At 66.0% G+C, this 23,256-nt stretch carries 22 protein-coding genes and 1 pseudogene; 6 read left to right on the top strand and 17 right to left on the bottom strand.

The genetic code is table 11. The features are described from left to right. Positions 1-172: 172 nt before the first annotated feature. The 4 genes from RAM80_RS19505 to trxC all read left to right on the top strand — a co-directional run bounded on the left by RAM80_RS19505 (position 173) and on the right by trxC (position 7,385). Positions 173-1,915 carry a potassium/proton antiporter gene (locus tag RAM80_RS19505; protein ID WP_416422086.1) on the top strand — a complete coding sequence of 581 codons (1,743 nt, stop codon included), beginning with the start codon at positions 173-175 and terminating at the stop codon, positions 1,913-1,915. Between the two features lie 38 nt (positions 1,916-1,953). Then, positions 1,954-5,310 carry a mechanosensitive channel MscK gene (gene mscK / locus RAM80_RS19500; RefSeq protein ID WP_416422085.1) on the top strand — a complete coding sequence of 1,119 codons (3,357 nt, stop codon included), beginning with the start codon at positions 1,954-1,956 and terminating at the stop codon, positions 5,308-5,310. 57 nt (positions 5,311-5,367) lie between these two features. Then, positions 5,368-6,825, top strand: a complete 1,458-nt coding sequence (gene selO, locus RAM80_RS19495) for a protein adenylyltransferase SelO (protein ID WP_416422084.1) — start codon at positions 5,368-5,370, stop codon at positions 6,823-6,825. A gap of 125 nt (positions 6,826-6,950) precedes the next feature. Beyond that, positions 6,951-7,385 (top strand): thioredoxin TrxC, encoded by a 435-nt coding sequence (gene trxC / locus RAM80_RS19490; protein ID WP_416422083.1) that lies wholly within the window; start codon positions 6,951-6,953, stop codon positions 7,383-7,385. Here trxC and RAM80_RS19485 read toward each other — a convergent pair. The 4 genes and pseudogenes from RAM80_RS19485 to RAM80_RS19470 form a co-directional block, all read right to left on the bottom strand. Continuing rightward, positions 7,382-8,161 carry a ParA family protein gene (locus RAM80_RS19485; RefSeq protein WP_416422082.1) on the bottom strand — a complete coding sequence of 260 codons (780 nt, stop codon included), beginning with the start codon at positions 8,159-8,161 and terminating at the stop codon, positions 7,382-7,384. The two genes, trxC and RAM80_RS19485, sit on opposite strands and share 4 nt — an antisense overlap. 207 nt (positions 8,162-8,368) lie before the next feature. After that, entirely contained in the window at positions 8,369-9,157 is a 789-nt protein-coding gene (locus tag RAM80_RS19480) for a methyl-accepting chemotaxis protein (protein ID WP_416427526.1), read from the bottom strand. Positions 9,158-9,226: 69 nt separating this feature from the next. After that, positions 9,227-9,991: pseudogene (locus RAM80_RS19475) on the bottom strand (MCP four helix bundle domain-containing protein); the annotation flags it as partial. Positions 9,992-10,070: 79 nt separating this feature from the next. Next, entirely contained in the window at positions 10,071-10,964 is an 894-nt protein-coding gene (locus RAM80_RS19470; RefSeq protein WP_416422081.1) for a LysR family transcriptional regulator, read from the bottom strand. A 120-nt stretch (positions 10,965-11,084) separates the two neighbouring features. On the opposite strand from RAM80_RS19470, the gene RAM80_RS19465 reads away from it, so the two are divergent. Both RAM80_RS19465 and RAM80_RS19460 read left to right on the top strand, forming a co-directional pair. Continuing rightward, the gene (locus RAM80_RS19465; protein WP_416422080.1) at positions 11,085-12,353 is read left to right on the top strand and encodes an MFS transporter; all 1,269 of its coding nucleotides are present in this window, start codon (positions 11,085-11,087) and stop codon (positions 12,351-12,353) included. 446 nt (positions 12,354-12,799) lie between these two features. Next, a complete protein-coding gene (locus RAM80_RS19460) occupies positions 12,800-13,075 on the top strand; it encodes a hypothetical protein (protein ID WP_416422079.1) in 276 nt (91 codons plus the stop codon). A 157-nt stretch (positions 13,076-13,232) separates the two neighbouring features. Here the strand turns inward: RAM80_RS19460 and RAM80_RS19455 are convergent, their stop codons facing one another. From RAM80_RS19455 to RAM80_RS19395, 13 genes are all read right to left on the bottom strand, one after another. Then, positions 13,233-13,748, bottom strand: a complete 516-nt coding sequence (locus RAM80_RS19455) for a cytochrome b (protein ID WP_416422078.1) — start codon at positions 13,746-13,748, stop codon at positions 13,233-13,235. 90 nt (positions 13,749-13,838) lie between these two features. Further along, complete coding sequence (gene gspM / locus RAM80_RS19450) at positions 13,839-14,270, bottom strand: type II secretion system protein GspM (protein ID WP_416422077.1); 432 nt, start codon at positions 14,268-14,270, stop codon at positions 13,839-13,841. Next, entirely contained in the window at positions 14,267-15,319 is a 1,053-nt protein-coding gene (locus RAM80_RS19445) for a type II secretion system protein GspL (RefSeq protein ID WP_416422076.1), read from the bottom strand. Before RAM80_RS19445 ends, gspM begins: the two co-directional genes overlap by 4 nt. After that, a complete protein-coding gene (locus RAM80_RS19440) occupies positions 15,316-16,002 on the bottom strand; it encodes a type II secretion system protein GspK (protein WP_416422075.1) in 687 nt (228 codons plus the stop codon). The genes RAM80_RS19445 and RAM80_RS19440 overlap by 4 nt, the downstream gene beginning before the upstream one ends. Further along, positions 15,999-16,523, bottom strand: coding sequence for a type II secretion system minor pseudopilin GspJ (gene gspJ, locus RAM80_RS19435; RefSeq protein WP_416422074.1), 525 nt, complete (start codon positions 16,521-16,523; stop codon positions 15,999-16,001). Before gspJ ends, RAM80_RS19440 begins: the two co-directional genes overlap by 4 nt. Further along, positions 16,516-16,860, bottom strand: coding sequence for a type II secretion system minor pseudopilin GspI (gspI, locus tag RAM80_RS19430; protein ID WP_416422073.1), 345 nt, complete (start codon positions 16,858-16,860; stop codon positions 16,516-16,518). Before gspI ends, gspJ begins: the two co-directional genes overlap by 8 nt. Next, entirely contained in the window at positions 16,853-17,320 is a 468-nt protein-coding gene (gene gspH, locus RAM80_RS19425) for a type II secretion system minor pseudopilin GspH (protein WP_416422072.1), read from the bottom strand. The genes gspI and gspH overlap by 8 nt, the downstream gene beginning before the upstream one ends. Then, the gene (gspG, locus tag RAM80_RS19420; protein ID WP_416422071.1) at positions 17,317-17,751 is read right to left on the bottom strand and encodes a type II secretion system major pseudopilin GspG; all 435 of its coding nucleotides are present in this window, start codon (positions 17,749-17,751) and stop codon (positions 17,317-17,319) included. The genes gspH and gspG overlap by 4 nt, the downstream gene beginning before the upstream one ends. Further along, positions 17,751-18,941, bottom strand: coding sequence for a type II secretion system inner membrane protein GspF (gene gspF, locus RAM80_RS19415; RefSeq protein WP_416422070.1), 1,191 nt, complete (start codon positions 18,939-18,941; stop codon positions 17,751-17,753). The genes gspG and gspF overlap by 1 nt, the downstream gene beginning before the upstream one ends. A gap of 2 nt (positions 18,942-18,943) precedes the next feature. Continuing rightward, positions 18,944-20,392 (bottom strand): type II secretion system ATPase GspE, encoded by a 1,449-nt coding sequence (gspE, locus tag RAM80_RS19410; RefSeq protein ID WP_416422069.1) that lies wholly within the window; start codon positions 20,390-20,392, stop codon positions 18,944-18,946. Continuing rightward, the gene (gspD, locus tag RAM80_RS19405; protein WP_416422068.1) at positions 20,389-22,230 is read right to left on the bottom strand and encodes a type II secretion system secretin GspD; all 1,842 of its coding nucleotides are present in this window, start codon (positions 22,228-22,230) and stop codon (positions 20,389-20,391) included. Before gspD ends, gspE begins: the two co-directional genes overlap by 4 nt. Further along, positions 22,227-22,706 (bottom strand): type II secretion system protein N, encoded by a 480-nt coding sequence (locus tag RAM80_RS19400; protein ID WP_416422067.1) that lies wholly within the window; start codon positions 22,704-22,706, stop codon positions 22,227-22,229. The genes gspD and RAM80_RS19400 overlap by 4 nt, the downstream gene beginning before the upstream one ends. Next, complete coding sequence (locus tag RAM80_RS19395; protein WP_416422066.1) at positions 22,706-23,215, bottom strand: cytochrome b; 510 nt, start codon at positions 23,213-23,215, stop codon at positions 22,706-22,708. The genes RAM80_RS19400 and RAM80_RS19395 overlap by 1 nt, the downstream gene beginning before the upstream one ends. Positions 23,216-23,256 lie beyond the last annotated feature (41 nt).

The raw sequence follows: 23,256 nt of genomic DNA, 5'->3' as shown, positions 1-23,256 counted from the left end.
TCTTGAAACCGCGTTGCCTGCAACGCGATCGACGAGGTACACGGGGCCGCGTCACGGCCACCAAAACACGAACCTTTTTGACATGGGTACATTTGCACAGGTTAGAATCCCTTGGCACGCAGCCTGCATGATGCAGGCTGTTTCGCCACCTCAGTTTTAGGGAGTACTGCCTTTGAATGCGACGACCATCAACAGCCTGTTCTTGATCGGCGCGTTGCTGGTAGGTGCTAGCATTCTGGTCAGTTCCCTCTCCTCGCGCCTGGGCATCCCGATTCTGGTGATCATCCTGGCGGTGGGTATGACCGCCGGCGTCGACGGCGGCGGTATCATCTTCGACAACTACCCCACGGCCTACCTGGTCGGCAACCTGGCCCTGGCGGTGATCCTGCTGGACGGCGGCCTGCGCACGCGGGTGGCGAGTTTCCGCGTGGCGCTGTGGCCGGCGCTGTCGCTGGCCACGGTGGGGGTGCTGATCACCACCGGCCTGACCGGCATGATGGCCGCCTGGCTGTTTAACCTGAACATCATCCAGGGCCTGCTGATCGGCGCCATCGTCGGTTCCACGGATGCTGCGGCGGTGTTCTCGCTGCTGGGCGGCAAGGGCCTGAACGAGCGGGTAACGGCGAGCCTGGAGATCGAATCGGGCAGCAACGACCCCATGGCGGTGTTCCTCACCGTGACCCTGATCGATATGCTCGCCAGCCACCAGACCGGCCTGCACTGGAGCCTGCTGGGCCACCTGGTGCAGGAATTCGGCATCGGCGCCGTCATCGGCCTGGGCGGCGGCTGGGTGATGCTGCAGCTGGTAAACCGCATCAACCTGGCCGGCGGCCTGTACCCGATCCTGGTGGTCGCTGGCGGCCTGGTGGTGTTCGCCTTGACCAACGCCCTGCACGGCAGCGGCTTCCTGGCCGTGTACCTGTGCGGCCTGGTGATGGGCAACAAGCCTATCCGCAGCCGCCACGGCATCCTGCACATGCTCGACGGCATGGCGTGGCTGGCGCAGATCGGCATGTTCCTGGTGCTGGGCCTGCTGGTCACGCCCCACGACCTGCTGCCCATCGCCCTGCCCGCCCTGGCGCTGGCGCTGGGCATGATCCTGGTAGCACGGCCGCTGTCGGTGTTCGTCGGCCTGCTGCCGTTCAAGGCCTTCCACGGCCGTGAGAAAGCCTTCATTTCCTGGGTAGGCCTGCGCGGCGCGGTGCCGATCATCCTGGCGGTGTTCCCGCTGATGGCCGGGCTGCCCGAGGCGCAGCTGTACTTCAACCTGGCGTTCTTCATCGTGCTGGTGTCGCTGTTGGTGCAGGGCACCAGCCTGCCGTGGGTGGCCAAGCTGCTGAAGGTCACCGTGCCGCCGGACCCGGCGCCCATTTCCCGCTCGGCGCTGGAGGTGCACGTCACCAGCGAGTGGGAGCTGTTCGTGTACAAGCTGGGCGCCGAAAAATGGTGCATCGGCTCGCCGCTGCGCGAGCTGAAAATGCCCGAGGGCACCCGCATCGCGGCCCTGTTCAGGGGCCAGGAACTGCTCCATCCGTCGGGTAGTACGGTGTTGGAAGTGGATGATTTGCTCTGTGTAATCGGCCACGAACACAATCTGCCAGCACTCGGAAAGCTGTTCAGCCAGGCGCCGCAACGGGGTCTGGATTTGCGCTTCTTCGGCGACTTCGTGCTCGAAGGGGACGCAGAACTGGGGCCTGTAGCCGCGTTGTACGGTTTGCAGCTCGACGGCCAGGACCCGCAGACGCCGCTCAGCCACTTCATCATGCAGAAGGTTGGCGGCGCGCCGGTGGTGGGCGACCACGTGGTGTGGAACAACACAATCTGGACCGTGGCCGTGATGGACGGGAACAAGATCCAGAAAGTGGGCGTCAAACTGCCCGAAGGAAGTGCGCCGGGGCCCGGACTCTTCCTCTAAACTGCCATTCTCTCTCGAGCTGTAAACGACTTTTCACTATGCCCTCACTGCGCTCATTTTTCTCCGCAGCCCTGCTTGGGCTGTGCCTGACTGTCACCGCCGTACACGCGGCCGACCCACCCACCAGCGAGTCCGTGCAGCAAAGCATCGACAAGATCGCCGACCGCAAGCTGTCGGACGCCGACCAGAAAGCCCTGCAACAGGTGCTGGAGCAGACCCTGGCGTACCTTTCCAGCCGCGACGACAGCAACAACCAGCTGCCCGCGCTGAAGAAACAGCTGACCGAAGCCCCGCAAGTGATCAGCGAGAACCAGCGCGAGCTGACCAAGCTGAAGGCCACCAAGGTGATCCCGGTGGCCCAGCGCTACGCCAACCTGTCGGTGCCGCAGCTGGAGCAGTTGCTCAACGACCGCGGCGCCCAGCAGGGTGACCTGCAGAAACAGCTGACCGAGGCCAACAGCCTGAGCATCACCGCCCAGACCCGCCCGGAGCGGGCGCAGACCGAGATCAGCAACAGCCAGGCGCGCATCACTCAGATCAACGGCATCCTCAAGGCCGGCAAGGACAACGGCAAGGTGGTGTCCGCCGACCAGCGCAACCAGCTGCTGGCCGAGCAGGCCTCGCTGAACGCCTTGATTGCCCTGCGCCGCCAGGAGCTGGCCGGCAACACCCTGCTGCAGGACCTGGGCAACAGCCAGCACGACCTGGTGTTCGAGAAAATCTCGCGCATCAGCCAGGAAATCCAGGACCTGCAGTCGCTGATCAACGAGAAGCGCCTGGCGCAGTCGCAAGAGACGGTGACGCAGCAGTCCATCGAAGCGCAGAAGGCCGGCGGCAGCAGCGTGCTGGCCACCGAGAGCGCCACCAACCTCAAGCTGTCGGACTACCTGCTGAAAAGCACCGACCGCCTCAACGACCTGACCCAGCAGAACCTGCACACCCAGCAGCAGCTGGACAGCCTGACCCAGAGCGACCAGGCCCTGGACGAGCAGATCAACGTGCTCAAGGGCAGCCTGCTGCTGTCGAAGATCCTCTATAAGCAGAAACAGGCGCTGCCGCACCTGAAGGTGGACCGCAACCTGGCGGACGAGATCGCCGACATCCGCCTGTACCAGTTCGAGGTCAACCAGCAGCGCGAAGCCCTGAGCAGCCCCACCGCCTACGTCGACGGCCTGATCGCCGCGCAGCCGCCCGAGCAGGTCACGCCGCAACTGCGCAAGCAGTTGCTGGACCTGGCGGTCACCCGCAGCGACCTGCTGGAGCGCCTGAACCGCGAGCTGAGCGCGCTGCTCAACGAGTCCATCACCCTGCAGTTGAACCAGAAACAGCTGCTGAGCACCGCCCTGAGCCTGCGCGCCACCCTCGACGAGCAAATGTTCTGGATTCCCAGCAACAAACCGCTGGACCCCGACTGGCTGGAAAGCGCGCCGTCGCACCTGAGCAAGCAGCTGACCACCCTGCCCTGGGCCTCCAGCCTCAGCGAGCTGGCCGACGGCCTGGCGCAGCGGCCGCTGTTCTTCGTGCCGCTGTTGCTGCTGATCGGCGTGCTGCTGTGGCGCCGCAGCTACCTGCACAACCGCCTCAACCGCGTGCACAAGGACATTGGCCACTTCAAGCGTGACAGCCAGTGGCACACGCCCCAGGCGCTGCTGGTCAACGTGCTGCTGGCCATTCCCGTGGGCCTGGGCCTGGCGCTGTGCGGCCTGGCCCTGCAGATAGACGCCCGCGGCCAGAACGCCAGCCTGGGTTCGGCGCTGCTGCAAATGGCCCAGGCCTGGCTGGTGTTCTACACCGCCTACCGGATACTGGCGCCCGGCGGCGTGGCCGAGGTGCACTTCCGCTGGCAGAAGCCCCAGGTGGAGTTCCTGCGCAACTGGATCCGCCGCCTGGGCATCGTGGTCATGGCCCTGGTGGCCGTGGTGGCGGTGGCCGAGCTGCAGCCTTCGGCCCTGGCCGACGACGTCATCGGCATCGTCGTGGTGCTGACCTGCTACGCCCTGATGGCCTGGCTGCTCAGCCGCCTGCTGCTCAGCAGCCCCACCCACGGCAACACTTCGCTGTTCCGCAAGGCGGTGGGCGTGGCCTTCACGGCGCTGCCGGTGGCGTTGTTCATGGCCGTGTGCTTCGGCTACTACTACACCGCGCTGAAGCTCACCGACCGGCTGATCGACACCCTGTACCTGCTGATGCTGTGGCTGGTGATCGAAGCCGCCTTCGTCCGCGGCCTCAGCGTGGCGGCAAGGCGCCTGGCCTACCAGCGCGCCCTGAGCAAGCGCCAGGCGGCCAAGGAAAGCGGCGACGGCGAGATCCCCGTGGAAGAGCCGACCCTGGACATCGAACAGGTCAACCAGCAGTCCCTGCGCCTGATTCGCCTGGCGCTGATGGGCGTGTTCATCGCCGGGCTGTATTGGGTGTGGTCGGACCTGATCAGCGTGTTCGCCTACCTGGACAACATCACCCTCTACGAATACACCAGCGGCACCGGCGCCACCATGAGCATGGTGCCCATCAGCCTCGGCGACCTGCTGGGCGCGCTGATCATCGTCGGCATCACCGTGGCCCTGGCGGGCAACCTGCCAGGCCTGCTGGAGGTGCTGGTGCTGTCGCGCCTGAACCTGGCCCAGGGCAGTGCCTACGCCACCACCACGCTGCTGTCGTACATCATCATCGGCATCGGCTTCGTCTCGTCGCTGTCGACCTTGGGCGTCAGCTGGGACAAGCTGCAGTGGCTGGTGGCGGCGCTGTCGGTAGGCCTGGGCTTCGGCATGCAGGAGATCTTCGCCAACTTCATCTCTGGCATCATGATTTTGTTCGAACGCCCGGTGCGCATCGGCGACACCATCACCATCGGCAGCCTGTCGGGCACGGTGAGCAAGATCCGCATCCGCGCCACCACCATCACCGACTTCGACCGCAAGGACATCATTGTCCCGAACAAGACGTTCATCACCGGGCAACTGATCAACTGGTCGCTCACCGACACCATCACCCGTGTCACCCTGAAGCTGGGCGTGGACTACGGCTCGGACCTGGACCTGGTGCGCGCGCTGCTGCTCAAGGGCGCCCAGGAGAACCCACGGGTGCTCAAGGACCCAGGGCCAAGCGTGTACTTCCTCAACTTCGGCGAAAGCACCCTGGACCACGAGTTGCGCATGCACGTGCGCGACCTGGGCGACCGCAACCCGGTGCTCGACGAGATGAACCGCTACATCAACCGCGAGTTCAAGAAGAACAACATCAACATCTCGTTCCGGCAGATGGAGGTGTACCTCAAGAACACCCAAGGCCAGGAGTTCAAGATGGTGCCGATGGACAAGGTCGACGAACAGCTGCTGCCCAACGCCCAGCCGCAGGCGAAAACCCGGCCCGAGCCGCCCGACATTCATCTGGACTGACTGGACGCCATGGCCATCCCCCAGCAGAATGCTCGGACATTCTGCTGGAGATGGCCGTTGAAAGCCCTCGACGAACTGACCTTCGACAACCGCTTTGCCCGCCTGGGCGATGCGTTCTCAACCTCGGTATTGCCCGACCCCCTCGACAATCCACGCCTGGTGGTGGCCAGTGATGCGGCCATGGCGCTGCTCGACCTGGACCCTACCGAGGCCCACTCCCCCACCTTCGCCCAACTGTTCGGCGGCCACAAGCTGTGGGCCGACGCCGACCCGCGGGCCATGGTGTATTCGGGGCACCAGTTCGGTGGCTACAGCCCGCGCCTGGGCGACGGCCGCGGGCTGCTGCTGGGCGAGGTGTACAACGACGCCGGCCAGCACTGGGACCTGCACCTCAAGGGCGCCGGCCTGACCCCCTATTCGCGCATGGGCGACGGCCGCGCGGTGCTGCGCTCGTCGATCCGCGAGTTCCTCGCCAGCGAAGCCCTGCACGCGCTGGGCATTCCCAGCAGCCGCGCGCTGTGCGTGATCGGCTCCGACACCCCGGTATGGCGCGAAACCCAGGAGCGCGGCGCCATGCTGCTGCGCCTGGCGCCGAGCCACATACGTTTCGGCCACTTCGAATACTTCTACTACACCAAGCAGCCGGAGCAGGCCAAGGTGCTGGGCGAGCACGTGCTGGCCATGCACTTCCCCGAATGCCTGGAGCAGCCCGAGCCGTACCTGGCCATGTTCCGCAGCGTGCTGGAACGCAACGCCGAGCTGATCGCCAAGTGGCAGGCCTATGGCTTCTGCCACGGGGTGATGAACACCGACAACATGTCGATCCTGGGCATTACCTTCGACTTCGGCCCGTTCGCCTTCCTCGATGACTTCGACGCCAACTTCATCTGCAACCACTCCGATGACCAGGGCCGCTACAGCTTCAGCAACCAGGTGCCCATCGCCCACTGGAACCTCAGCGCGCTGGCCCAGGCGCTGACACCGTTCATCAGCGTCGAGGCCCTGCGCGAGACCCTGGAGCTGTTCCTGCCGCTGTACGAGGCCCACTACCTGGACCTGATGCGCCGCCGGCTGGGCTTCACCCGCGCCGAAGACGGCGACAAGGCCATGGTCGAAAGCCTGCTGCGGCTGATGCAGAACAGCGGCGTGGACTACAACCTGTTCTTCCGCCGCCTGGGCGACCAGCCAGCGGCGGCCGCCGTGGCGGTGCTGCGCGACGATTTCGTCGACCGCGAGGGCTTCGACCGTTGGGCCGCCGATTATCTGCAACGTACTGCCCGCGATGGCGACGACGCCGGGCGTACTGCGCGCATGCACGCGGTGAACCCGCTGTACGTGCTGCGCAACTACCTGGCGCAGAAAGCGATCGATGCAGCCCAGCAAGGGGATTACGAAGAAGTGCGCCGGCTGCACCAGGTGCTGACCAGGCCGTTCGAAGCGCAGGAAGGCATGGACGCCTACGCCCAGCGGCCGCCGGAATGGGGCAAGCACCTCGAAATCAGTTGCTCCTCGTGACCACCCCTACGCCCGTAGCAGCTGCCGCAGGCGGCGTCCAGCGGCGCTGCTGACGCGGCCTGTGGCCGCTGCTACGGGATTCGCTTAACGGTAGAATCTGCAAAACTGCCAAACCTGGAGCCACCATGTCCGAACCCCTGGTCATCCCCTGCCCCCACTGCAACGGCCTCAACCGCATCCCCGCCGAACGCCTGGGCGACTCGCCCAAATGCGGGCGCTGCAAGGGCCAGGTCATCCTGGCCACGCCGTTCGACCTGACGCAAGGCGACTACGCCAGCCAGATCAAGGGCGACCTGCCGCTGTTGGTGGACGTGTGGGCGGAATGGTGCGGGCCATGCAAATCCTTCGCACCGATCTTCCAGCAGGCCGCCGGCCAACTGAGCGGCCGCTGCCGCCTGGCCAAGCTGGACAGCGAGGCCAACCAGCAGCTGGCCGGGCAATTGAACATTCGTTCGATCCCCAGCCTGATCCTGTTCAAGCACGGTCGCGAAGTGGCGCGCCAGAGCGGCGCGTTCCCGTTGCCGCAACTGCTGGCGTGGCTCAACAGCCAGGGCATTTAAGCCGCGGCGTTGGCTTCCAGCAGCTGGTGCAGTTCGACGAACTGCTGGGTCAGTTTGTGCCGTGGGTCCAAGTGGATCAGCGGCATGCTGGCCTGGTGTGATTCGCGCATGCGCACGGAGCTGGTGAGGTACACCGGCAGCACCGGCAGGCCTTCGGCGATCAGCTCGTCGAGCATCTGCTGGGGCAGGCTGGCGCGGGCCTGGAACTGGTTGACGACAATGCCTTCCACTTCCAGGTCTTCGTTGTGGTCGTCGCGCAGCTCGCCGATCTCGGCGATCAGGCCGTACAGCGCCTGGCGCGAGAAGGTGTCGCAGTCAAAGGGAATCAGCACGCGATCGGCGGCGATCAACGCGGAAACCGCGTAAAAATTCAGCGCCGGCGGCGTGTCGATGTAGATGCGGTCGTAGTCTTCGGCCAGCTCATCCAGCAGCTTTCGCAGCTTGTTGATCTTGTGCTTGGCTTCCAGCTTGGGCTGCAGGTCAGCCAGCTCGGCCGTGGCGGTGACCACGTGCAGGTTGTCGAACGGCGTCTCGTAGATGTCCACCGTGTTCTTCTTGGCGAACGGCCCGGAGGACAGGGTCTGCTTGAAGAAGTCGGCGATGCCCATGGGGATGTCCTCGCCCGTCAACCCGGTCAGGTAATGGGTCGAATTGGCTTGTGCATCCAGGTCGATCAGCAGGGTGCGATAGCCCTCCTGGGCACTGACCGCCGCCAGGTTGCAGGCGATGCTCGATTTGCCAACGCCACCTTTCTGATTGAACACCACGCGCCGCATGGAAAACCTCCGTGTACCAGTGAATGCCCGAGTGTAGATGGCTTGGTGGCACGGCGGCCAGCACCTTTGAACGGATATCTCGCATCCCATGGCAGCGTCCGCTGCTACGACGTTGTTGTGGGAGCTGGCTTGCCAGCGAGCTGTGGAGGCCCTAAAAACTCGCTGGCAAGCCAGCTCCCACAAAGACAGCCGTTGGCACGGGCCGGGTCAGAGCTGGAAGCGCCCTACCATGTTCTTCAGGTCATGGGACAGGCCCGAAAGCGACTGGCTGGCCTCGTCGATCTGGCCGGCGCCTTCCGAGGTCTGGATCGACAGGTCGCGGATGTTGACCAGGTTGCGGTCGATTTCGCGCGCCACCTGGGCCTGTTCTTCCGAGGCGCTGGCGATGACCATGTTGCGCTCGTGGATCAACGAGATCGCCGCGGCGATTTCGTCCAGGGCGGTGCCGGCGGTCTTGGCGGTGTCCAGGGTCGACAGCGCCTGGTCGTTGTTGGCCTGCATGGTCTCGACCACCTTGGCCGTGCCTTGCTGGATGGCCGCGACCATCTGTTCGATTTCCTGAGTGGAGGTTTGCGTGCGGCCAGCCAGGGCGCGCACTTCGTCGGCCACCACGGCGAAGCCGCGGCCCGCCTCGCCGGCACGGGCGGCCTCGATGGCGGCGTTCAGCGCCAGCAGGTTGGTCTGCTCGGCCACGCCACGGATCACGTCGAGGATCTTGCCGATGTCCTGGGAGTGGGCGGCCAGTTCCTTGACCTGCTCGGAGGCGTCTTCGACGCGCTCACCCATGCGCTGGATGGCGATGATGGTGGTGTCGACGCGCTCGCGGCCCAGTTGGGCGGTGCGGGTAGAGGCGCTGGACGCGTCGGCGGTGGACACGGCGTTGCGCGCCACTTCTTCCACCGCGGCGGTCATTTCGTTGACCGCGGTGGCGGCCTGCTGGATCTCGGCGTTCTGGTTGTTCAGGTCGCCCGAAGTCTGGTTGGTGATGGCGGTCATTTCTTCCGACGCCGCCGCCAACTGGTGCGACGAGTCGCCGATCAGGCGCAGGGTGTCGGTCAGGCTCTTCTGCATGGCCACCAGCGAGCGCAGCAGCGCGGCGGCTTCGTCTTCGCCATCGACGTTGATACGGCCAGTGAGGTCGCCCTGGGCGATGCGGCCGGCGGCGGTCACCGCTTCTTCCAGCGGCTTGACGATGCTGCGGGTCAGCGTCCAGGCCAACACCACGGTCAGCAGGAAGACAATCGCCAGCACCACGATGGTGGTCTGCATGGCGGTCTCGTAGCGGGCCTTGGCGGCGGCGGTGTACAGGCCGGATTCCTGCAGGTTGATCTTCACCAGCTCGTTGAACAGGTTGCCGGTCTGGTCGGACAGGTCCTGGATGGGGCCGTTGAGGAGCGCCAGCATGCCCTGGGTGTCGCCCTGGTCAGACAGCGCCTGGTAGCGCGACAGCTGCTCCTGATAGCGGCCCACCACGCTTTGCATCTGCGCGAACGCCGAACGGGCGGCGTCCGGCACGATCGGGGTGTAGCCCTGCAGCGCCTTGTCCAGCTCGCCGCGCAGGAAGGTCATGCGGTCCAGGGCCGGGCGCAGCTGCGCCGGGTCGCGGTTGAGCATCAGGCGGAAGGTGAGCACGCGAATGCCCAGGGAGTTGTCGCGAATGCTGCCCAGCCACCGGGTGCCGGCGTGGGACACGTCCTCGGTATGAATCACAGCTTCACGCATGTGCGTGATCTGGTTCATGGAGAAGATGCCGAAGCCCAGCATCAACAGGCTGATCAGGCCGAAACTGAGAAAGGCACGGGTCGAGATGCGCAGCTGACGGACGTTCATAGGGACTCCAGGGGGATAACTCGCCCTGAAGTCATCGGCCTGGGGTGCGACAACTTGAACGGACCATTTCGACCATTTATCAAGGGCTTGATTGCCGGGTCACAATGTCCACGAACGCCTTGGCCATGGCCGAGGTGTTGGCCTTGCGCTGCACCAGCCACACCGAGGTGATGGCCTCGGGGTCGAGCAGGGTGCGGTAGACCACGCCTTCGATGCGCATGGACTGGTAAGAGGCCGGCAGCACCGACACGCCCAGGCCGGCCGACACCAGGCCGATGATGGTCATGGCCTCGCCGGCCTCCTGGGCGAAGTGCGGGCTGAAGCCGGCCTGGGTCGCCAGGTTGATCAACTGCGCGTACAGGCCGCTACCGTAGCTGCGCGGGAAAAACACGAACGGCTCCTGCGCCAGGGCGTTCATGTACAGCCCCGCTTCGCTGCCCTGGGCCAGGGGGTGGTCGGCGTTGAGCACGGCCACCAGCGGTTCGCTGAACAGCTCGACCCAGGTCAGCGAGTCGGGCAACGGCAGGGGCCGTATCAGGCCCACTTCGATGGTCTCGTCCACCAGCGCCTCCGCCACGCCCACGCTGCTCATCTCTTCCAGGTTCAGGTGCACCGCCGGGAAGGCCTGGCGGAACGCGTAGATAGCCTTGGGAATGCCGGAGTTGAACGGCGCCGACGAGGTGAAGCCGATTTTCATCTCGCCCAGTTCGCCCAGCTGTGCGCGGCGCGCCACGTTGGCGGCCTTGTCCACCTGCGCCAGCACCAGCCGCGCCTCTTCCAGGAACAGCCGGCCGGCCTCGCTGAGCGCCACCCGACGGTTGGTACGCTCGAACAGGCGTGCGCCCAGTTCCTGCTCCAGCGCCTGGATTTGCTGGCTCAGGGGTGGTTGCGAGATGCCCAGCACCTCGGCGGCACGGCCAAAATGCAGCTCCTGAGCCACGGCGATGAAGTAACGCAGGTGTCGCAGTTCCATGGCGGCCTCGAATAGGTCGTTAAAGCTATCAAATGGGTCGAACAATATATTGGAAAGAATAATTAGCCAGCTATATGCTTTTTCTCATTGCCACTTCTGCCGCACCTTTCGAGGCCCCGCGTGAAAACTGCCGCTGCCATCCAGCACTCCGAAACGCCCCCCACTTCCCTCGCCGATGTTGCCACGCACTTGAGCGAAGCCTACATCGAGAAAGGCACGCCGCTGTTCATGCGCACCGTGCTGGCACTGTTCTCCGGCGGTTTCGCCACCTTCGCGCTGCTGTACTGCGTGCAGCCGATGATGCCGATTCTTTCCAAAGAGTTCGCCATCAACGCGGCGCAAAGCAGCCTGATCCTGTCGGTGTCCACCGGCATGCTCGCCATCGGTTTGCTGATCACCGGGCCCATCAGCGACGCCATCGGCCGCAAGCCGGTGATGGTCTTCGCCCTGTTCGCCGCCGCCCTGTGCACCCTGGCCAGCGCCATGATGCCCACCTGGCAGGGCGTGCTGGTGATGCGCGCACTCACCGGCCTGTCCCTCAGCGGCCTGGCGGCGGTGGCCATGACCTACCTGAGCGAAGAAATCCACCCGCAGCACATCGGCCTGGCCATGGGCTTGTACATCGGTGGCAACGCCATTGGCGGCATGAGCGGGCGGCTGATCAGCGGCGTGCTCATCGACTTCGTCAGCTGGCACACTGCAATGCTGGTGATCGGCGCGCTGGCCCTGGTTGCCGCGCTGGTGTTCGTGAAGATCCTGCCCGAATCGCGCAACTTCCGCCCGCGCAAGATGAACCCGCGCGGCCTGCTGGAAGGCTTCACCATGCACTTCAAGGACGCCGGCCTGCCGTGGCTGTTCCTGGAAGCGTTCCTGCTGATGGGCGCCTTCGTCACGCTGTTCAACTATATCGGCTACCGCCTGCTGGCCGGCCCGTACCACATGAGCCAGGCGCTGGTGGGCCTGCTGTCGGTGGTGTACTTAGCCGGCATCTACAGCTCGGCCAAGGTCGGCGCCCTGGCCGACCAGCACGGCCGCCGCAAGGTGTTCTGGATGAGCATCACCCTGATGTTCGCCGGCCTGCTGGCCACCCTGCTGAGCCCGCTGCCGGTGATCATCGTCGGCATGCTGATGTTCACCTTCGGCTTCTTCGGCGCCCACTCCGTGGCCAGCAGCTGGATCGGCCGCCGCGCCACCAAGGCCAAGGGCCAGGCCTCGTCGCTGTACCTGTTCAGCTACTACGTGGGCTCAAGCGTAGCCGGCACCCTGGGCGGGGTGGCGTGGAACTATGCGGGGTGGAATGGGGTTGGGGTGTTTATTGGTGGGTTGCTGGTGGTGGCGCTGGCGGTGGCGGCGCGGTTGGCGCGGCTGGCGCCGTTGGGGGGAAAGTAGGGTGATGATCGAGCGCCGCTCTGCGGCGCGACGCAGCCTGGCGGCAGCTGCTACGCGGGCGCTAGCGCCCCAAGGACAATTGCCAGCGCGTTACATTCGCTCACTCCCCCGCCCAGGCATTTCCTACAAATCCTTTATATGATCCGAGAGTCTTGCAGGACGTTTCCTAAAGGCCGGAAATGGGGTTGTTGAGGGGGAATCGTGGCCGCATAGTGCCGGCGGCCGCGTTTTTGCGGCTTGGATTTAGCAGTCCAGATCACATTTATCTTTCGCAACTCGCTTTCGATTCGAGGTGTTTTCGCTCGCCCTCATTTCGACTATGGCAGCTGCGGACGGGGCACCTTAGGGTGCGCCGGGATGAGTGTGACCGGTCTGCTAACCCGTACGCAGCTGCCACCCAAACTGATTCGCTGGGCGGCCTCAATCACTTCAAATGAGATTCTCGAATGTCGCGTTTTCTTGCACTGACCAGCAACTTCACCGCCACCCCCGTCCTCCACCTGGACACCGAGGCACCCATGGCCGACCTGCTCGAGTTCACCGAACTGCGCATGCGCGCCGCCAACAACATGCTCAAGGGCCTGGCCTGCATGAGCGCGCGCAACACCGAGGACGCCGACCTGAGCCACTTCGCCCTGGCCGCCTACCTGCTACTGGAGCCCGGCTGCGCGGCGCTGAACACCCTGGACCAGCGCAGCCACGCCGGCGAAACCCTGCGCTGATAGGGGCAATGCGCGAAGGTGTGCGTAGCCGCTGCCGTTAGGCTGCGCTGGCCCCTGAGTACACTGAAGGTCTTGAGCGTGGAGAAGGCCCAGCGCAGCCTGGCGGCAGCGGCTACAGGGAATCCGTGTAGCAGCGGCCGCGAGGCCGCGTCGGGGGTTACGGACGCGCTTCTACCCACATGCGCCGCAGCACCGGCTTGCCCAGCGCTTCATGCTTGACCACCGCCAGCACATGCAGCGCCACCAGCATGCCCAGCAGGGCATTGCAGGCGGCGTGCAGGGTGTGGAAGCGGTGGTCCCACACGGGGTCGAGGATGGGCTGTGGCAAGGTCACCCAGTCGAACACCTGGATGGGCCGGTCCATCATCAGCACGCCGGTCAGCAGCACCAGGGCGGTGACGGCGTAGATGACGTTGTGGATAACCCCGGCCAGGCGCTCGCCGGGGCGGTGGCCGTGGTCACGCAGGTGGCGCAGGCGCAGCCAGGTGCGCAGGGTGAATACCGGGATGAACAGGATCGACAGCGACACGTTGAGGCCGGCGATGGTGGCCTTGAAGGCGGGGGTGACATTCAGCAGCATCACCGAGAAGCCCATTACCAGCGCCCAGAGGATGAACAGGGCCGACAGCCAGTGCAGGCCGATCTGGGTAAATGTGTAATGGGCTGGCTTCATGGCGGTCGCGGGTTACAAAACAAGATGATGGCGAATGGATATTATCGCGCAAATTGTAATGGTAACCCTTTGCATTTGAAAAGCAACGGTTCAGCCGTCGTCCAGGCTCATGCGCACCAACAGCCCCTCCTCCTCACGGGTCAGTACCAGGCTCTGCCACTGTGCCCCACCCTGCTCCAGCTCCGCCAGCCACGCCAACAAGGCCAGCGCTTCACCGCTCGCGGCCAGGCGCACGCTGCCGGCGGCCAGGCTCATCTCGCGTACCAGCACCGCACGCCGCTGCGCGCTTTCACTCACGAGGCTGGCCAGTGAGGCGGGCGCAGGCTGCCCGCGTTGGGCCCCGACTGACGCCAGCACCCGCTGCAGTTGCAGCTGTTGCTGATAACGCGCCTGCACGGTGGCCAGATGCTGATGTGCAGGCAGCCACAGGCCCAGGTAGCCAATGACTGCGGCCAGCAACAGCGCCGCCCCCTTCAGCCATTGCCGCTCACGTGCGGAGCGTCGTTGCCAGTAGCCTTTCATGGCTGTACCCCCTCCACATCCAGGGTGGCCTGCACCCGCCCTTGCTCCTGGGTGGCGCTGCGCACCTGGACCGGCAGCGGGCTGCGGGCCTTGAGCTGTTCCAGCGCCTGCAGGTGGCTGACGCTGACGTCCAGGGTCCAGCCCTGCCCGGGGCGCAGGGTAATACGTTGCAGCTGCAGGTCGGCGCTACCCGCCAGTGACGCTGCCAGCGTCATCAGCCGAACCATGTCGGAGCCGGCGCTGGCGGTGGGCGGCTGCGCGGCAATGCGCAAGCGGGTCGCCACATCGCTAACATGCGCGTGCTGCGGCAACAGTTGGCCGAAGCGCAGGTCGTTGGCTGTGGATAACGCTTGTAGCTGGTGGTCGACGTGTTGCGTGCGCAGGACTGTGAAAAACCCCGCCAACAGCCACATCAGCGCGGCACTGGCAACCAGGCTGCGCCAAGGCCAGGCCAAGGCTCGCCCTTTGCCGCCGAGCACATCGAACCCAGGCGCGGAAGGCGCCCATTGTTCCTCGGCGTCCAGCCATGTCATGTCGGCGGGCAGGTGTGCCTGCAACGCCTCGCGTCCGCTCGCCGGCACCGCCAGGCGTGCCGGCAGTGCACCGCCCAGCAACCAGCGCCCGCCCCACCAGCACCCGCAGGGGAACGCCTTGGGCAGCAGGTCGGCGTCGATACACACGCTGTCGGGCTTAAGGGGCCGCAACAGCGCCAGCAGCGCGGTGAACCTTGTGCGCTCGGTGAACCACAGGCAGTGGCGGCGCAAGGCGTCGGGGGGCGTGAGGAACAGCTGCAGGGTGTCGATATCGCCCGCTATCTGCTCCTCCAGCGCATAGGCCACCGCCAGCGCCGAGGGCCGGCGCCCCAACCATGGCTGCGTCTGCAACCAGCCGAACATCTCCATGGGCAGCACGACCCGCATGTGCCCGCTTCCCGCGGCGTCGGCCAGCGACAGCGGACGCGCCGGCTCACCGGCCCGGTACAGCAGGCATGGCCATTGTGGGCCTGGATCGGCGAGGCCGGCAGGCAGTAGATATAACCAGGTATTCATGGCCAGTAGCCCCCTGCGCCGCTGATGGGTAACAGCCGCCTTTGCCGCAGCAGCGGTTCACGACCGTTGCGTGCCAGTTCGAAATCGCTGACCAGCAGCAGGCCATGGTCGCCCAGGGTCGCGCGCACCCGTACCTGAAACCAACGGCTGGTCACGCTCAAGGCTGGCGCCGTCGGCACCTGCCCGTTGAAAGCGGCTTTGACGCTGGAATAGCCACCGCGGGGCCGTTCGGCGATCAACCGCCGGGCCACCTCCGGGGCAAGGCCGCTTGCCAGCATCGAATCCAGGCTCGCGGTATTGATGTTCAACCCCACATGCCGTGGCAGATGGCTGACCTGGGGATTGTGCCTGTCACTGAGGGATGGCCCCTGCGAGGGTGTGTTTACCCGCCCAGCCAAGTCTTCGATGGCCACTTCCACAAGCCCACCCGGCGCACGCCATGGCGGCTGCGTCAGCGCCCACTGCTGGCCGCTGGCCACGGGGCCAGGCTGGCGCGGCAGTTGCGCCTTGGCCCAGCCCTCTGCGCTGATCACCCACTGACGCAGTTGCAGGGTGTGCAACTGCAGGGCGCTGCTGCGCACCATCAGCCGTTGCTCACGTAACATCGCTGCCGTCAGCAACAGCGCCAGCCCCATGACCAGCAGCACGGTAATCAATGCCATCCCTGCCTGCCCCTGCTTCATGGCGGCCCAACCGGCAGCAACCACAGGCGTCGTACATTGGCATGGCGAGTGGTGGACAGGCTCAGCTCCAGCGCCACCGGCCGGCGCGTACCACCACTGGGCCAGCGCAGATGCCAGTGACCCTCGTGGTCGCGCACGCGCCACTGCAGTTGCTCGACACCGGCCAGCAGGCGCTGGGCCTGGGGCTGTAACCCCGTGCGCAGCAGCGCGCCCTGCGCCAGCTGGTACCGCACATCCTGAAATTCGCTGCGCTGCAAGGATGCAGGGGCTGGCCAGTTACCCCGTATCAGCTGCAGGCTCCCCGAAGCCAAGCGCAAGGAGCGAGGATCAACGTGCAACACGTCACGCTCCACCACCGCCAACGCACGTTGCAGGCCGCGCAGCGCCTGGGCCTGTTCGGTACTGGCGCGCTGGGCGCGCACTACCGTGTCGAACAGGCGCCAGCAGGCCACGCCCAACAGGGCAAACAGCGCCAGGGCGATCAGCATTTCCAGCAGGGTAAAGCCCCGTTGCCTAGCCACCTCGGGGCACCCACGCGTGCAAGGTATGCAGGGTGCTCTCGTCACCTTCCAAGCGCAGCTGCAGGTGCAGGCTATCGCCCTCGTGGCGTGCCTGCAGCTGCCAGCGGCGCCCGGCAAAATCGATGCGCTGTACGTCCAGGCTGCCCGGCCCACCGGCCTCCAGCCACACCTGCGCCAGATGGTTGTCCAGGATCCACTGGGCAAACTGGCGCTCCTGCAAGTGGCTGGCCTGGCGCAAGCTGAACTGGCTGGCACCCAGCACGGCGGTCGCCAGCGCGGCAAACACCGCCAGCGCCACCATCATTTCCAGCAAGGTGAACCCGCGCTCATTACTCATGCCAGGCAGGCTCGTTCAGGCCATCGCCAATGATGGCCACCAGCGGTTTGCCGTCGGCCTCAAGCTGCAGCTCGAAGGGGCTGTACTCATCACTGGTGAGCAGCCACACCTGTGGCACATCCTGTTCCGGCCCCAGTGCCACCGGCAGGCCGCCTTGCGCCAGCGTCCAGCGCAAGCTGCCGGCGCTGCGCAAAGGCGCTACCGGCTGCCAGCCATCGGGCTGCAAACGCAGCAGGCGATAGCTGTCGTGCCTGAACAGCAGCCCATATTCACGCCCATCCAACACGGCGGCTTCACGCGCCGCGTGCAGCACCTGCAGCAGGCCCGTGGCCTGGTCGCGGGCCTGCCGGCCCGTCGAAGGCCCGGCAACCAAGGTGGCCATTCCCAGCAGCACGCCCAGCAGCACAATGACCACCAGGGTTTCGAGCAGGGTAAAACCACGAGTGGCCAGACGGCTCATGGCTGCTGCCAATTGCCGATCTCGGCCGCCACGCCGTCCCCACCCGGCGCGCCATCGGCGCCCAGGGAGTACAGGTCATAGTGCCCAGGCGAACGCTGCCCGGGGCTGCGGTACTGGTAGGCCGTGCCCCAGGGGTCTACCGGCACCTGGCGCAAATAGCCCTGGGGGTTCCAGGCGCGCGCCTCGGGTTGCCCCAGCGGGCGCTGCACCAGGGCCTGCAACCCCTGCTGCGTCGAGGGGTAGCCGTGGTTGTCGAGCCGGTACATTTCCAGCGCCGTGGCGATGGCTTGCAGGTCGCTGCGCGCTGCAGTGGCCTTGGCCTGGTCGGGCCTACTCATGAATTGCGGCACCACCAGGGCGCCGAGCACGCCGATGATCACCACCACGATCATGATTTCTATCAACGTAAAGCCACGTTGCCGGGTTCGCATCAGGTCACCAGTTGGTTGAGGCTGAGAATGGGCAGCAGGATGGCCATGACGATCAGCAGCACGACGCTGCCCATCACCACCAGCATCAGGGGTTCGAACAGGCTGGCCAGCAAGGCCAGTTGTGCGGCCAGCTGCCTTTCCTGCTGTTGCGCGGCGCGTTCGAGCATGGGGTTGAGCTCCCCGACCCGTTCGCCACAGGCGATCATGTGCAGCATCATCGGCGGCAGGTCGCCCGCCTGGCCCAGGGCGCTGGTCAGGCTGGTGCCCTGGCGCACGGCCTCGGCCACCAGCAACAGGCGCGCGCGCATGCTCAGGTTGCCGACCACGCTGGCCGCCGTGCGCAAGGCATCCAGCAACGGCACGGCACTGTGGCCGAGGATGGCCAGGGTGCTGGCAAAACGTGCCGCTTCCATGGCACGCACCGTGGTGCCGAGCAGCGGCACGCGCAGCAGCCACTGGTGCCAACGCAGGCGCACGCCAGGCCGGCGCAGGGCAAGGGCCGCCGCCACTCCGGCCATGACGCCCAGCAGCAGGCCAACCCCGCCGTGATCGGCCACTGCGTCGCTGACCACGATCAGCGCACGCGTCAACCAGGGCAGCGCCTGGCCGCTGTCGGCGAACATCGCCACTACGTCGGGCACCACGAAGCCCAGCAGGAATAGCACAATGGCCATGGACGCCAGCAGCAGGATCAAGGGATAGACCAGCGCCATCTGGATGCGCTGGCGTGCCTGCAGGCGCGCCTGGGTGTAGTCGGACAGTTGCTCAAGCACCGCGCCCAGGTGGCCGCAGCTTTCGCCTGCGGCCACAGCGGCGCGGTACAGTTCAGGAAAACTGCCCGGGTGACAGGCCAGCGCCTGCGCCAGGCCGTGCCCGGCGATGATGTGCAGGCGCAGCGCCTGGACCAGGCTCGCCTGCCCTGGCCTTGCGCTTTGCGCGGCCACCGCGGCCAGGGCCTCTTCCAGCGGCAGCGAGGCTTGTACCAGGGTGGCCAATTGGCGAGTGAACAGGGCCAATTGGCCCGCGCTCAAGCCACCGCCCCGGCGGCGTTGCTGCGCAGGTTGCATGTGCTCCACGGCCAGGCCGCGCTCGCGCAGTAATTGCCGAGCGTGGCGGGCGCTATCGGCCGCTTGCTCGCCGCGCTGCAAGCGGCCGTTGGCACCTCGGGCACGGTAATTGAAAAGCGCCATGGTCAATCTTCCCGGCTGACGCGCAACAGCTCGTCGAGGCTGGTCTGGCCGGCCAGCACCAGTCGCCGACCATCGTCGAACAGGCTGGGCGCCGCCTGGCGCGCCACCTTGAGCAACTCGCCCTCGGCAGCCCCGGCATGTACAAGCGCAGCCAAGCGGGTATCCATGACCAACAGCTCATAGATGCCCTGCCGCCCACGGTAGCCTTGCAGGCAGTCGTCGCAGCCATGGGCGCGGCAGAGCTGTTGCTGGCTGCCCGGCGGCAAGGCCAGGCGGGCAAGCTCAGGCGGTTGTGCGACATAGGCCACCTTGCAGGCCGGGCATAACGTGCGCACCAGCCGCTGGGCCAGCACGGCGGTCAGTGACGAAGCCAGCAGGTAGGCGTCAACGCCCATGTCCAGCAGGCGGGTAACGGCACTGGTCGCGCTGTTGGTGTGCAGGGTGGACAGCACCAGGTGCCCGGTCAGCGACGCCTGCACCGCCACCTGGGCAGTCTCGGCGTCGCGGATCTCGCCGACCATGACCACGTCCGGGTCCTGGCGCAGGATGGCTCGCAGGCCACGGGCAAAGGTCATGTCCACACGGGGGTTGACCGGGGTCTGGCCGATACCGGGCAGGTGGTATTCAACCGGGTCCTCGACGGTGAGGATGTTGCGCGTGCTGTCGTTGAGCTGCTGCAACGCTGCATACAGGCTGGTGGTCTTGCCCGAGCCGGTCGGGCCGGTCACCAGCACGATGCCGTGGGGCCGCGCGAGCACGTCGTGCCAACGCGCGAGGGTGTCGCTGGCCATGCCCAGGGCCGCCAGGTCGAGGTGGCCGGCCTGCTTGTCGAGCAGGCGCAGCACCACCCGTTCGCCGTGGGCGGAAGGCAAGGTCGAGACCCTCACGTCCACCTCGTGCCCCGCCAGGCGCAAGGCCATGCGCCCGTCCTGGGGCAAGCGGCGCTCGGCGATATCCAGCCGAGCCATGACCTTGATCCGTGACACCAGCAGGCTGGCCAACTCGCGCCGTGGCCGCAACACTTCGCGCAACTGGCCATCGATGCGCAGGCGCACCACCAGGCTGTGCTCGAAGGTTTCCAGGTGCACGTCCGAAGCCTTCTCCCGCACTGCCTGGCCAAGCAGCGCATTGATCAGGCGGATGATCGGCGCGTCCCCTTCCTGCTCCAGCAGATCCGCCGTACGTGGCAGCGCCTCGGCTACCCGCAGCAGGTCCAGGTCGCCGTCCAGGCCCTGGGCCATTTGCTCGGCGGCGCTTTGGCCACGTTGATAACACTGCGCCAGGCGCGCGGCGAAGTCCGCGCTGTTGACCACCTGCAAGGCGCCACCTGCCGGCATCAGCCGCAAGCCCTCGGCAATGGCAGTCAATGGCGCATCCTCGCGAACCCACAGGCCATTGCCCTGCAGCAGCACGCCAAAGCGCTGGGCGAAGGCGAACGGCAGGACGGTCATGGCGCGTCCCCCTTGCGTCGCCGCAGGTCTACGGTAGGCGCGTCAAGTACCTGGTCGAGGCGCCCGGGCAGCAGCGGCGAGCCGTCGCCGGGGCCACGCAACTGGTCGTAGCTACCCTGGCTGAACCGCGCCAGGGTGTCCGTGCCGCGCACGATGGTGGGGCGCAAGAACACCATCAGGTTGGTTTTTTCCTTCACCTCGCTGCGCCAACGGAACAAACCGCCCAGCCAGGGAATGCTGCGCAACAGCGGCACGCCCGACTCCTGGTGGCGCAGGCTGTCCTTGATCAGCCCGCCAATGACGATAATTTCGCCGTCGTCGGCCAGGATGGTGCTCTTGAGCGCGCGCTTGTTGGTGATCAGGTCTTTGCTGCCGGTGGCGACCGTGGCGATCTCGGAGTTTTCCTGCTCCACCTCCAGCCGCAAGGTGGCCCCTTCGTTGATATGCGGGAGTATCTTCAGGCTGATACCAACGTCCTTGCGCTCGACCGTGGTAAACGGGTTGTCGGCTCCATTACCGGATGTGGTGTAGGAACCGGTCTGGAATGGGACGTTCTGCCCCACCAGGATTTCCGCAGGCTGGTTGTCCAGCGTCAGCAGGCTGGGGGTGGACAGCAGGTTGTTGTGGCTGCTGCTGGCAAGGGCGCTGACCAGCACGCCGAAACGATCGCCGCCGGCCCCCAGCACGGCCCCTTCCGGTAGGTTCACTTCGCCCTTGCCCAGCAACGAACCAATGCTGATACCTGTGCCAGGGAAATTGATGGCACCGCCCGCACTGCCACCACTGAACGCCCACTGCACGCCAAGGGCCTCCTTGACGTCGCCGGATATCTCGACGATGGCTGCGTGAATCAGTACCTGTGCCCGCGGCTGGTCCAACTGCTCGATGATGCGCGCCAGGGTGTCCAGCTGCAGGGGTGGCGCAATCAGCACCAGGGCGTTCTGGCTCTGGTCGGCCCGCACCATCACCTCGCCCCCAGCCTTGAACGTGGCCTTGCCGGCCCCGGCTGGCACGGCCTGGCCCATCTGCTGGGCGATGCCATCGAGCACTTCGGCCAACTGTGCGGCATCCCCATGGCGCAGGCGGACCACCCGTGAATTGTCGGTCTTCTGGCTGGCGTCGGTATCCAGCGAGCGAGCCAGTTGCACCAGGCGCTGGCGAGCCGGCTGGGTGCCGATGATGATCAGGCGGTTGCTGCGCGGGTCGGCCAGCACCTGGCTGCCGGCCTCGCTGCCCACCTTGCCCAGGGATTGCTCGATGACCCTGGCCACCTCGGTCGCCAGCCCCTGGCGCAGCTCGACCACGTCGTGGGCGAGGTTGGCGCCGGTGTCGAGGCGTTGCACGATGTCCACCAGGCGCTGCACGTTGCGCGACGCGTCGGTGATGACCAGGGCATTGGCCGAGGCCGAAGGGCCCAGGTAGCCGTTGGCGGAGACCAGCGGGCGCAACAACGCTGCCAGGTCCGCCGCGCTGGCAGCGCCCAAGGGCACCACGCGGGTGACGAATTGGCTGCGGCCCTCACTGCCCGAGCGCCCCTTGGCCTCGCTGGCCGGCACGATCAGCAACTGCTCACCATCGGCCACCGCCGCAAAGCCATGGGTGTCGAGCACGGAATAAAACAGTTCGCGCACACCCGCGCGGTCCAACTCGCGGTCCGAGTGCACGCTGATGCGGCCCTTCACCCGCGAATCGATGACGATAGTGGTGCCCAGGATGGCGGACATCTCCTGCACCACGTCGCGCAGCTCGGCATCCTTCATGCTCAGGTACCAGTGCTCATCCTGCGCCAGGCACAGGCCGCAGACGCCCAGGGCAACCAGGCAAAGCCAGCGCTTCATGGCCTGCCACCCTGGCGCAGATGACGTGGCACCGCCTCTTCGGGCGCGCGGGTGGCCAGCCAGGCCGGCGCGGCCGCCAGGCTGAGAATGTGCTCACGGCGAGCGTGCCAGATGATGACCCGGCCAGGCTCGATACGTCGCACCACCGCGCCCGATGGCAGGGCATCGCCCACGCGATACAGGTGCTGCTGGCCCGCGCTGGCAATCAAGGCCACGCCCTGGCCATCGCGGGCGGCCAGAATGGCCTTCACGTCATGGCTTGCAACAGGTTCACCGGCGGGCGCTTGCGGCCCCAGGCCGAACAGCAGGGCGATGTCCCCGCCATCGAAAGTGCCAGGCGCCGGTGATGGCATGGTCAAGGGCGGCGCAGGGACAGGCAGCAAGCGCAGGTGATACTCCTGCACACCTTGCCAGCCCGCCCAGCCCACCACCACCAAGGGCGCAAGGAATTGAAGCAGCGCAGCGGGCCTGGCCATCAAAACCACATCCGCTGCAGCACTGGCGTGCGGCGCCAGTGGTGCATGACCACAGCGCCCAGGTGCGCCACCAGCAAGCCTGCGAGCACCACGCAGGCATTTAGGTGGATAGCATGATAGCGCCGCAACACCAGCGGGTCGTCTACCAGCGCGGGCAGGCGCAGCAGGCCAAAGACTTCAATGTCACGATCCATCATCAGCACCCCGGTCAGCAGCACCAGCGCGGTAACGGCGTACAAGGCACGATGGGCCTGGCGCGCCAAATGGCCCATCAAGCCCGGGGCCTTCACGCACCGGTGCCGGTGGCGCCAGGCCAGGGCCATGCGCAGGGCAAACAGCGGGGTCAGCAAGGTCGTCAACGAAACGTTGAAACCACTGATCCAACTCTTGATCGGGGCCGGCAGATCAGCAAAGGCAACCAGGAAGCCACTGCACAGCGCCCACAAGATCACGGCGGCCGAAAGCCAGTGCAGGGTGACCTGCAGGGGGGTGAAAACACGTAGGGTCATGGAAACTCAACTCAGGCAGGTTGCCGGGCAAGTATTTACCC

Source organism: Pseudomonas sp. App30, from assembly GCF_047947025.1.
In the GTDB taxonomy this organism is placed as follows: domain Bacteria; phylum Pseudomonadota; class Gammaproteobacteria; order Pseudomonadales; family Pseudomonadaceae; genus Aquipseudomonas.
This window is presented reverse-complemented; position numbering and strand designations above follow the sequence as displayed.

What these genes read in the sequence shown, in the direction of transcription:
- mscK (WP_416422085.1), top strand. Translation starts at nt 1,954, where the DNA reads ATGCCCTCACTGCGCTCATTTTTCTCCGCAGCCCTGCTTGGGCTGTGC.
- trxC (WP_416422083.1), top strand. Translation starts at nt 6,951, where the DNA reads ATGTCCGAACCCCTGGTCATCCCCTGCCCCCACTGCAACGGCCTCAAC.
- RAM80_RS19485 (WP_416422082.1), bottom strand. Translation starts at nt 8,161, where the DNA reads ATGCGGCGCGTGGTGTTCAATCAGAAAGGTGGCGTTGGCAAATCGAGC.
- RAM80_RS19480 (WP_416427526.1), bottom strand. Translation starts at nt 9,157, where the DNA reads ATGACCGCCATCACCAACCAGACTTCGGGCGACCTGAACAACCAGAAC.
- RAM80_RS19470 (WP_416422081.1), bottom strand. Translation starts at nt 10,964, where the DNA reads ATGGAACTGCGACACCTGCGTTACTTCATCGCCGTGGCTCAGGAGCTG.
- RAM80_RS19460 (WP_416422079.1), top strand. Translation starts at nt 12,800, where the DNA reads ATGTCGCGTTTTCTTGCACTGACCAGCAACTTCACCGCCACCCCCGTC.
- RAM80_RS19455 (WP_416422078.1), bottom strand. Translation starts at nt 13,748, where the DNA reads ATGAAGCCAGCCCATTACACATTTACCCAGATCGGCCTGCACTGGCTG.
- gspM (WP_416422077.1), bottom strand. Translation starts at nt 14,270, where the DNA reads ATGAAAGGCTACTGGCAACGACGCTCCGCACGTGAGCGGCAATGGCTG.
- RAM80_RS19445 (WP_416422076.1), bottom strand. Translation starts at nt 15,319, where the DNA reads ATGAATACCTGGTTATATCTACTGCCTGCCGGCCTCGCCGATCCAGGC.
- RAM80_RS19440 (WP_416422075.1), bottom strand. Translation starts at nt 16,002, where the DNA reads ATGAAGCAGGGGCAGGCAGGGATGGCATTGATTACCGTGCTGCTGGTC.
- gspI (WP_416422073.1), bottom strand. Translation starts at nt 16,860, where the DNA reads ATGAGTAATGAGCGCGGGTTCACCTTGCTGGAAATGATGGTGGCGCTG.
- gspH (WP_416422072.1), bottom strand. Translation starts at nt 17,320, where the DNA reads ATGAGCCGTCTGGCCACTCGTGGTTTTACCCTGCTCGAAACCCTGGTG.
- gspG (WP_416422071.1), bottom strand. Translation starts at nt 17,751, where the DNA reads ATGCGAACCCGGCAACGTGGCTTTACGTTGATAGAAATCATGATCGTG.
- gspF (WP_416422070.1), bottom strand. Translation starts at nt 18,941, where the DNA reads ATGGCGCTTTTCAATTACCGTGCCCGAGGTGCCAACGGCCGCTTGCAG.
- gspE (WP_416422069.1), bottom strand. Translation starts at nt 20,392, where the DNA reads ATGACCGTCCTGCCGTTCGCCTTCGCCCAGCGCTTTGGCGTGCTGCTG.
- gspD (WP_416422068.1), bottom strand. Translation starts at nt 22,230, where the DNA reads ATGAAGCGCTGGCTTTGCCTGGTTGCCCTGGGCGTCTGCGGCCTGTGC.
- RAM80_RS19400 (WP_416422067.1), bottom strand. Translation starts at nt 22,706, where the DNA reads ATGGCCAGGCCCGCTGCGCTGCTTCAATTCCTTGCGCCCTTGGTGGTG.
- RAM80_RS19395 (WP_416422066.1), bottom strand. Translation starts at nt 23,215, where the DNA reads ATGACCCTACGTGTTTTCACCCCCCTGCAGGTCACCCTGCACTGGCTT.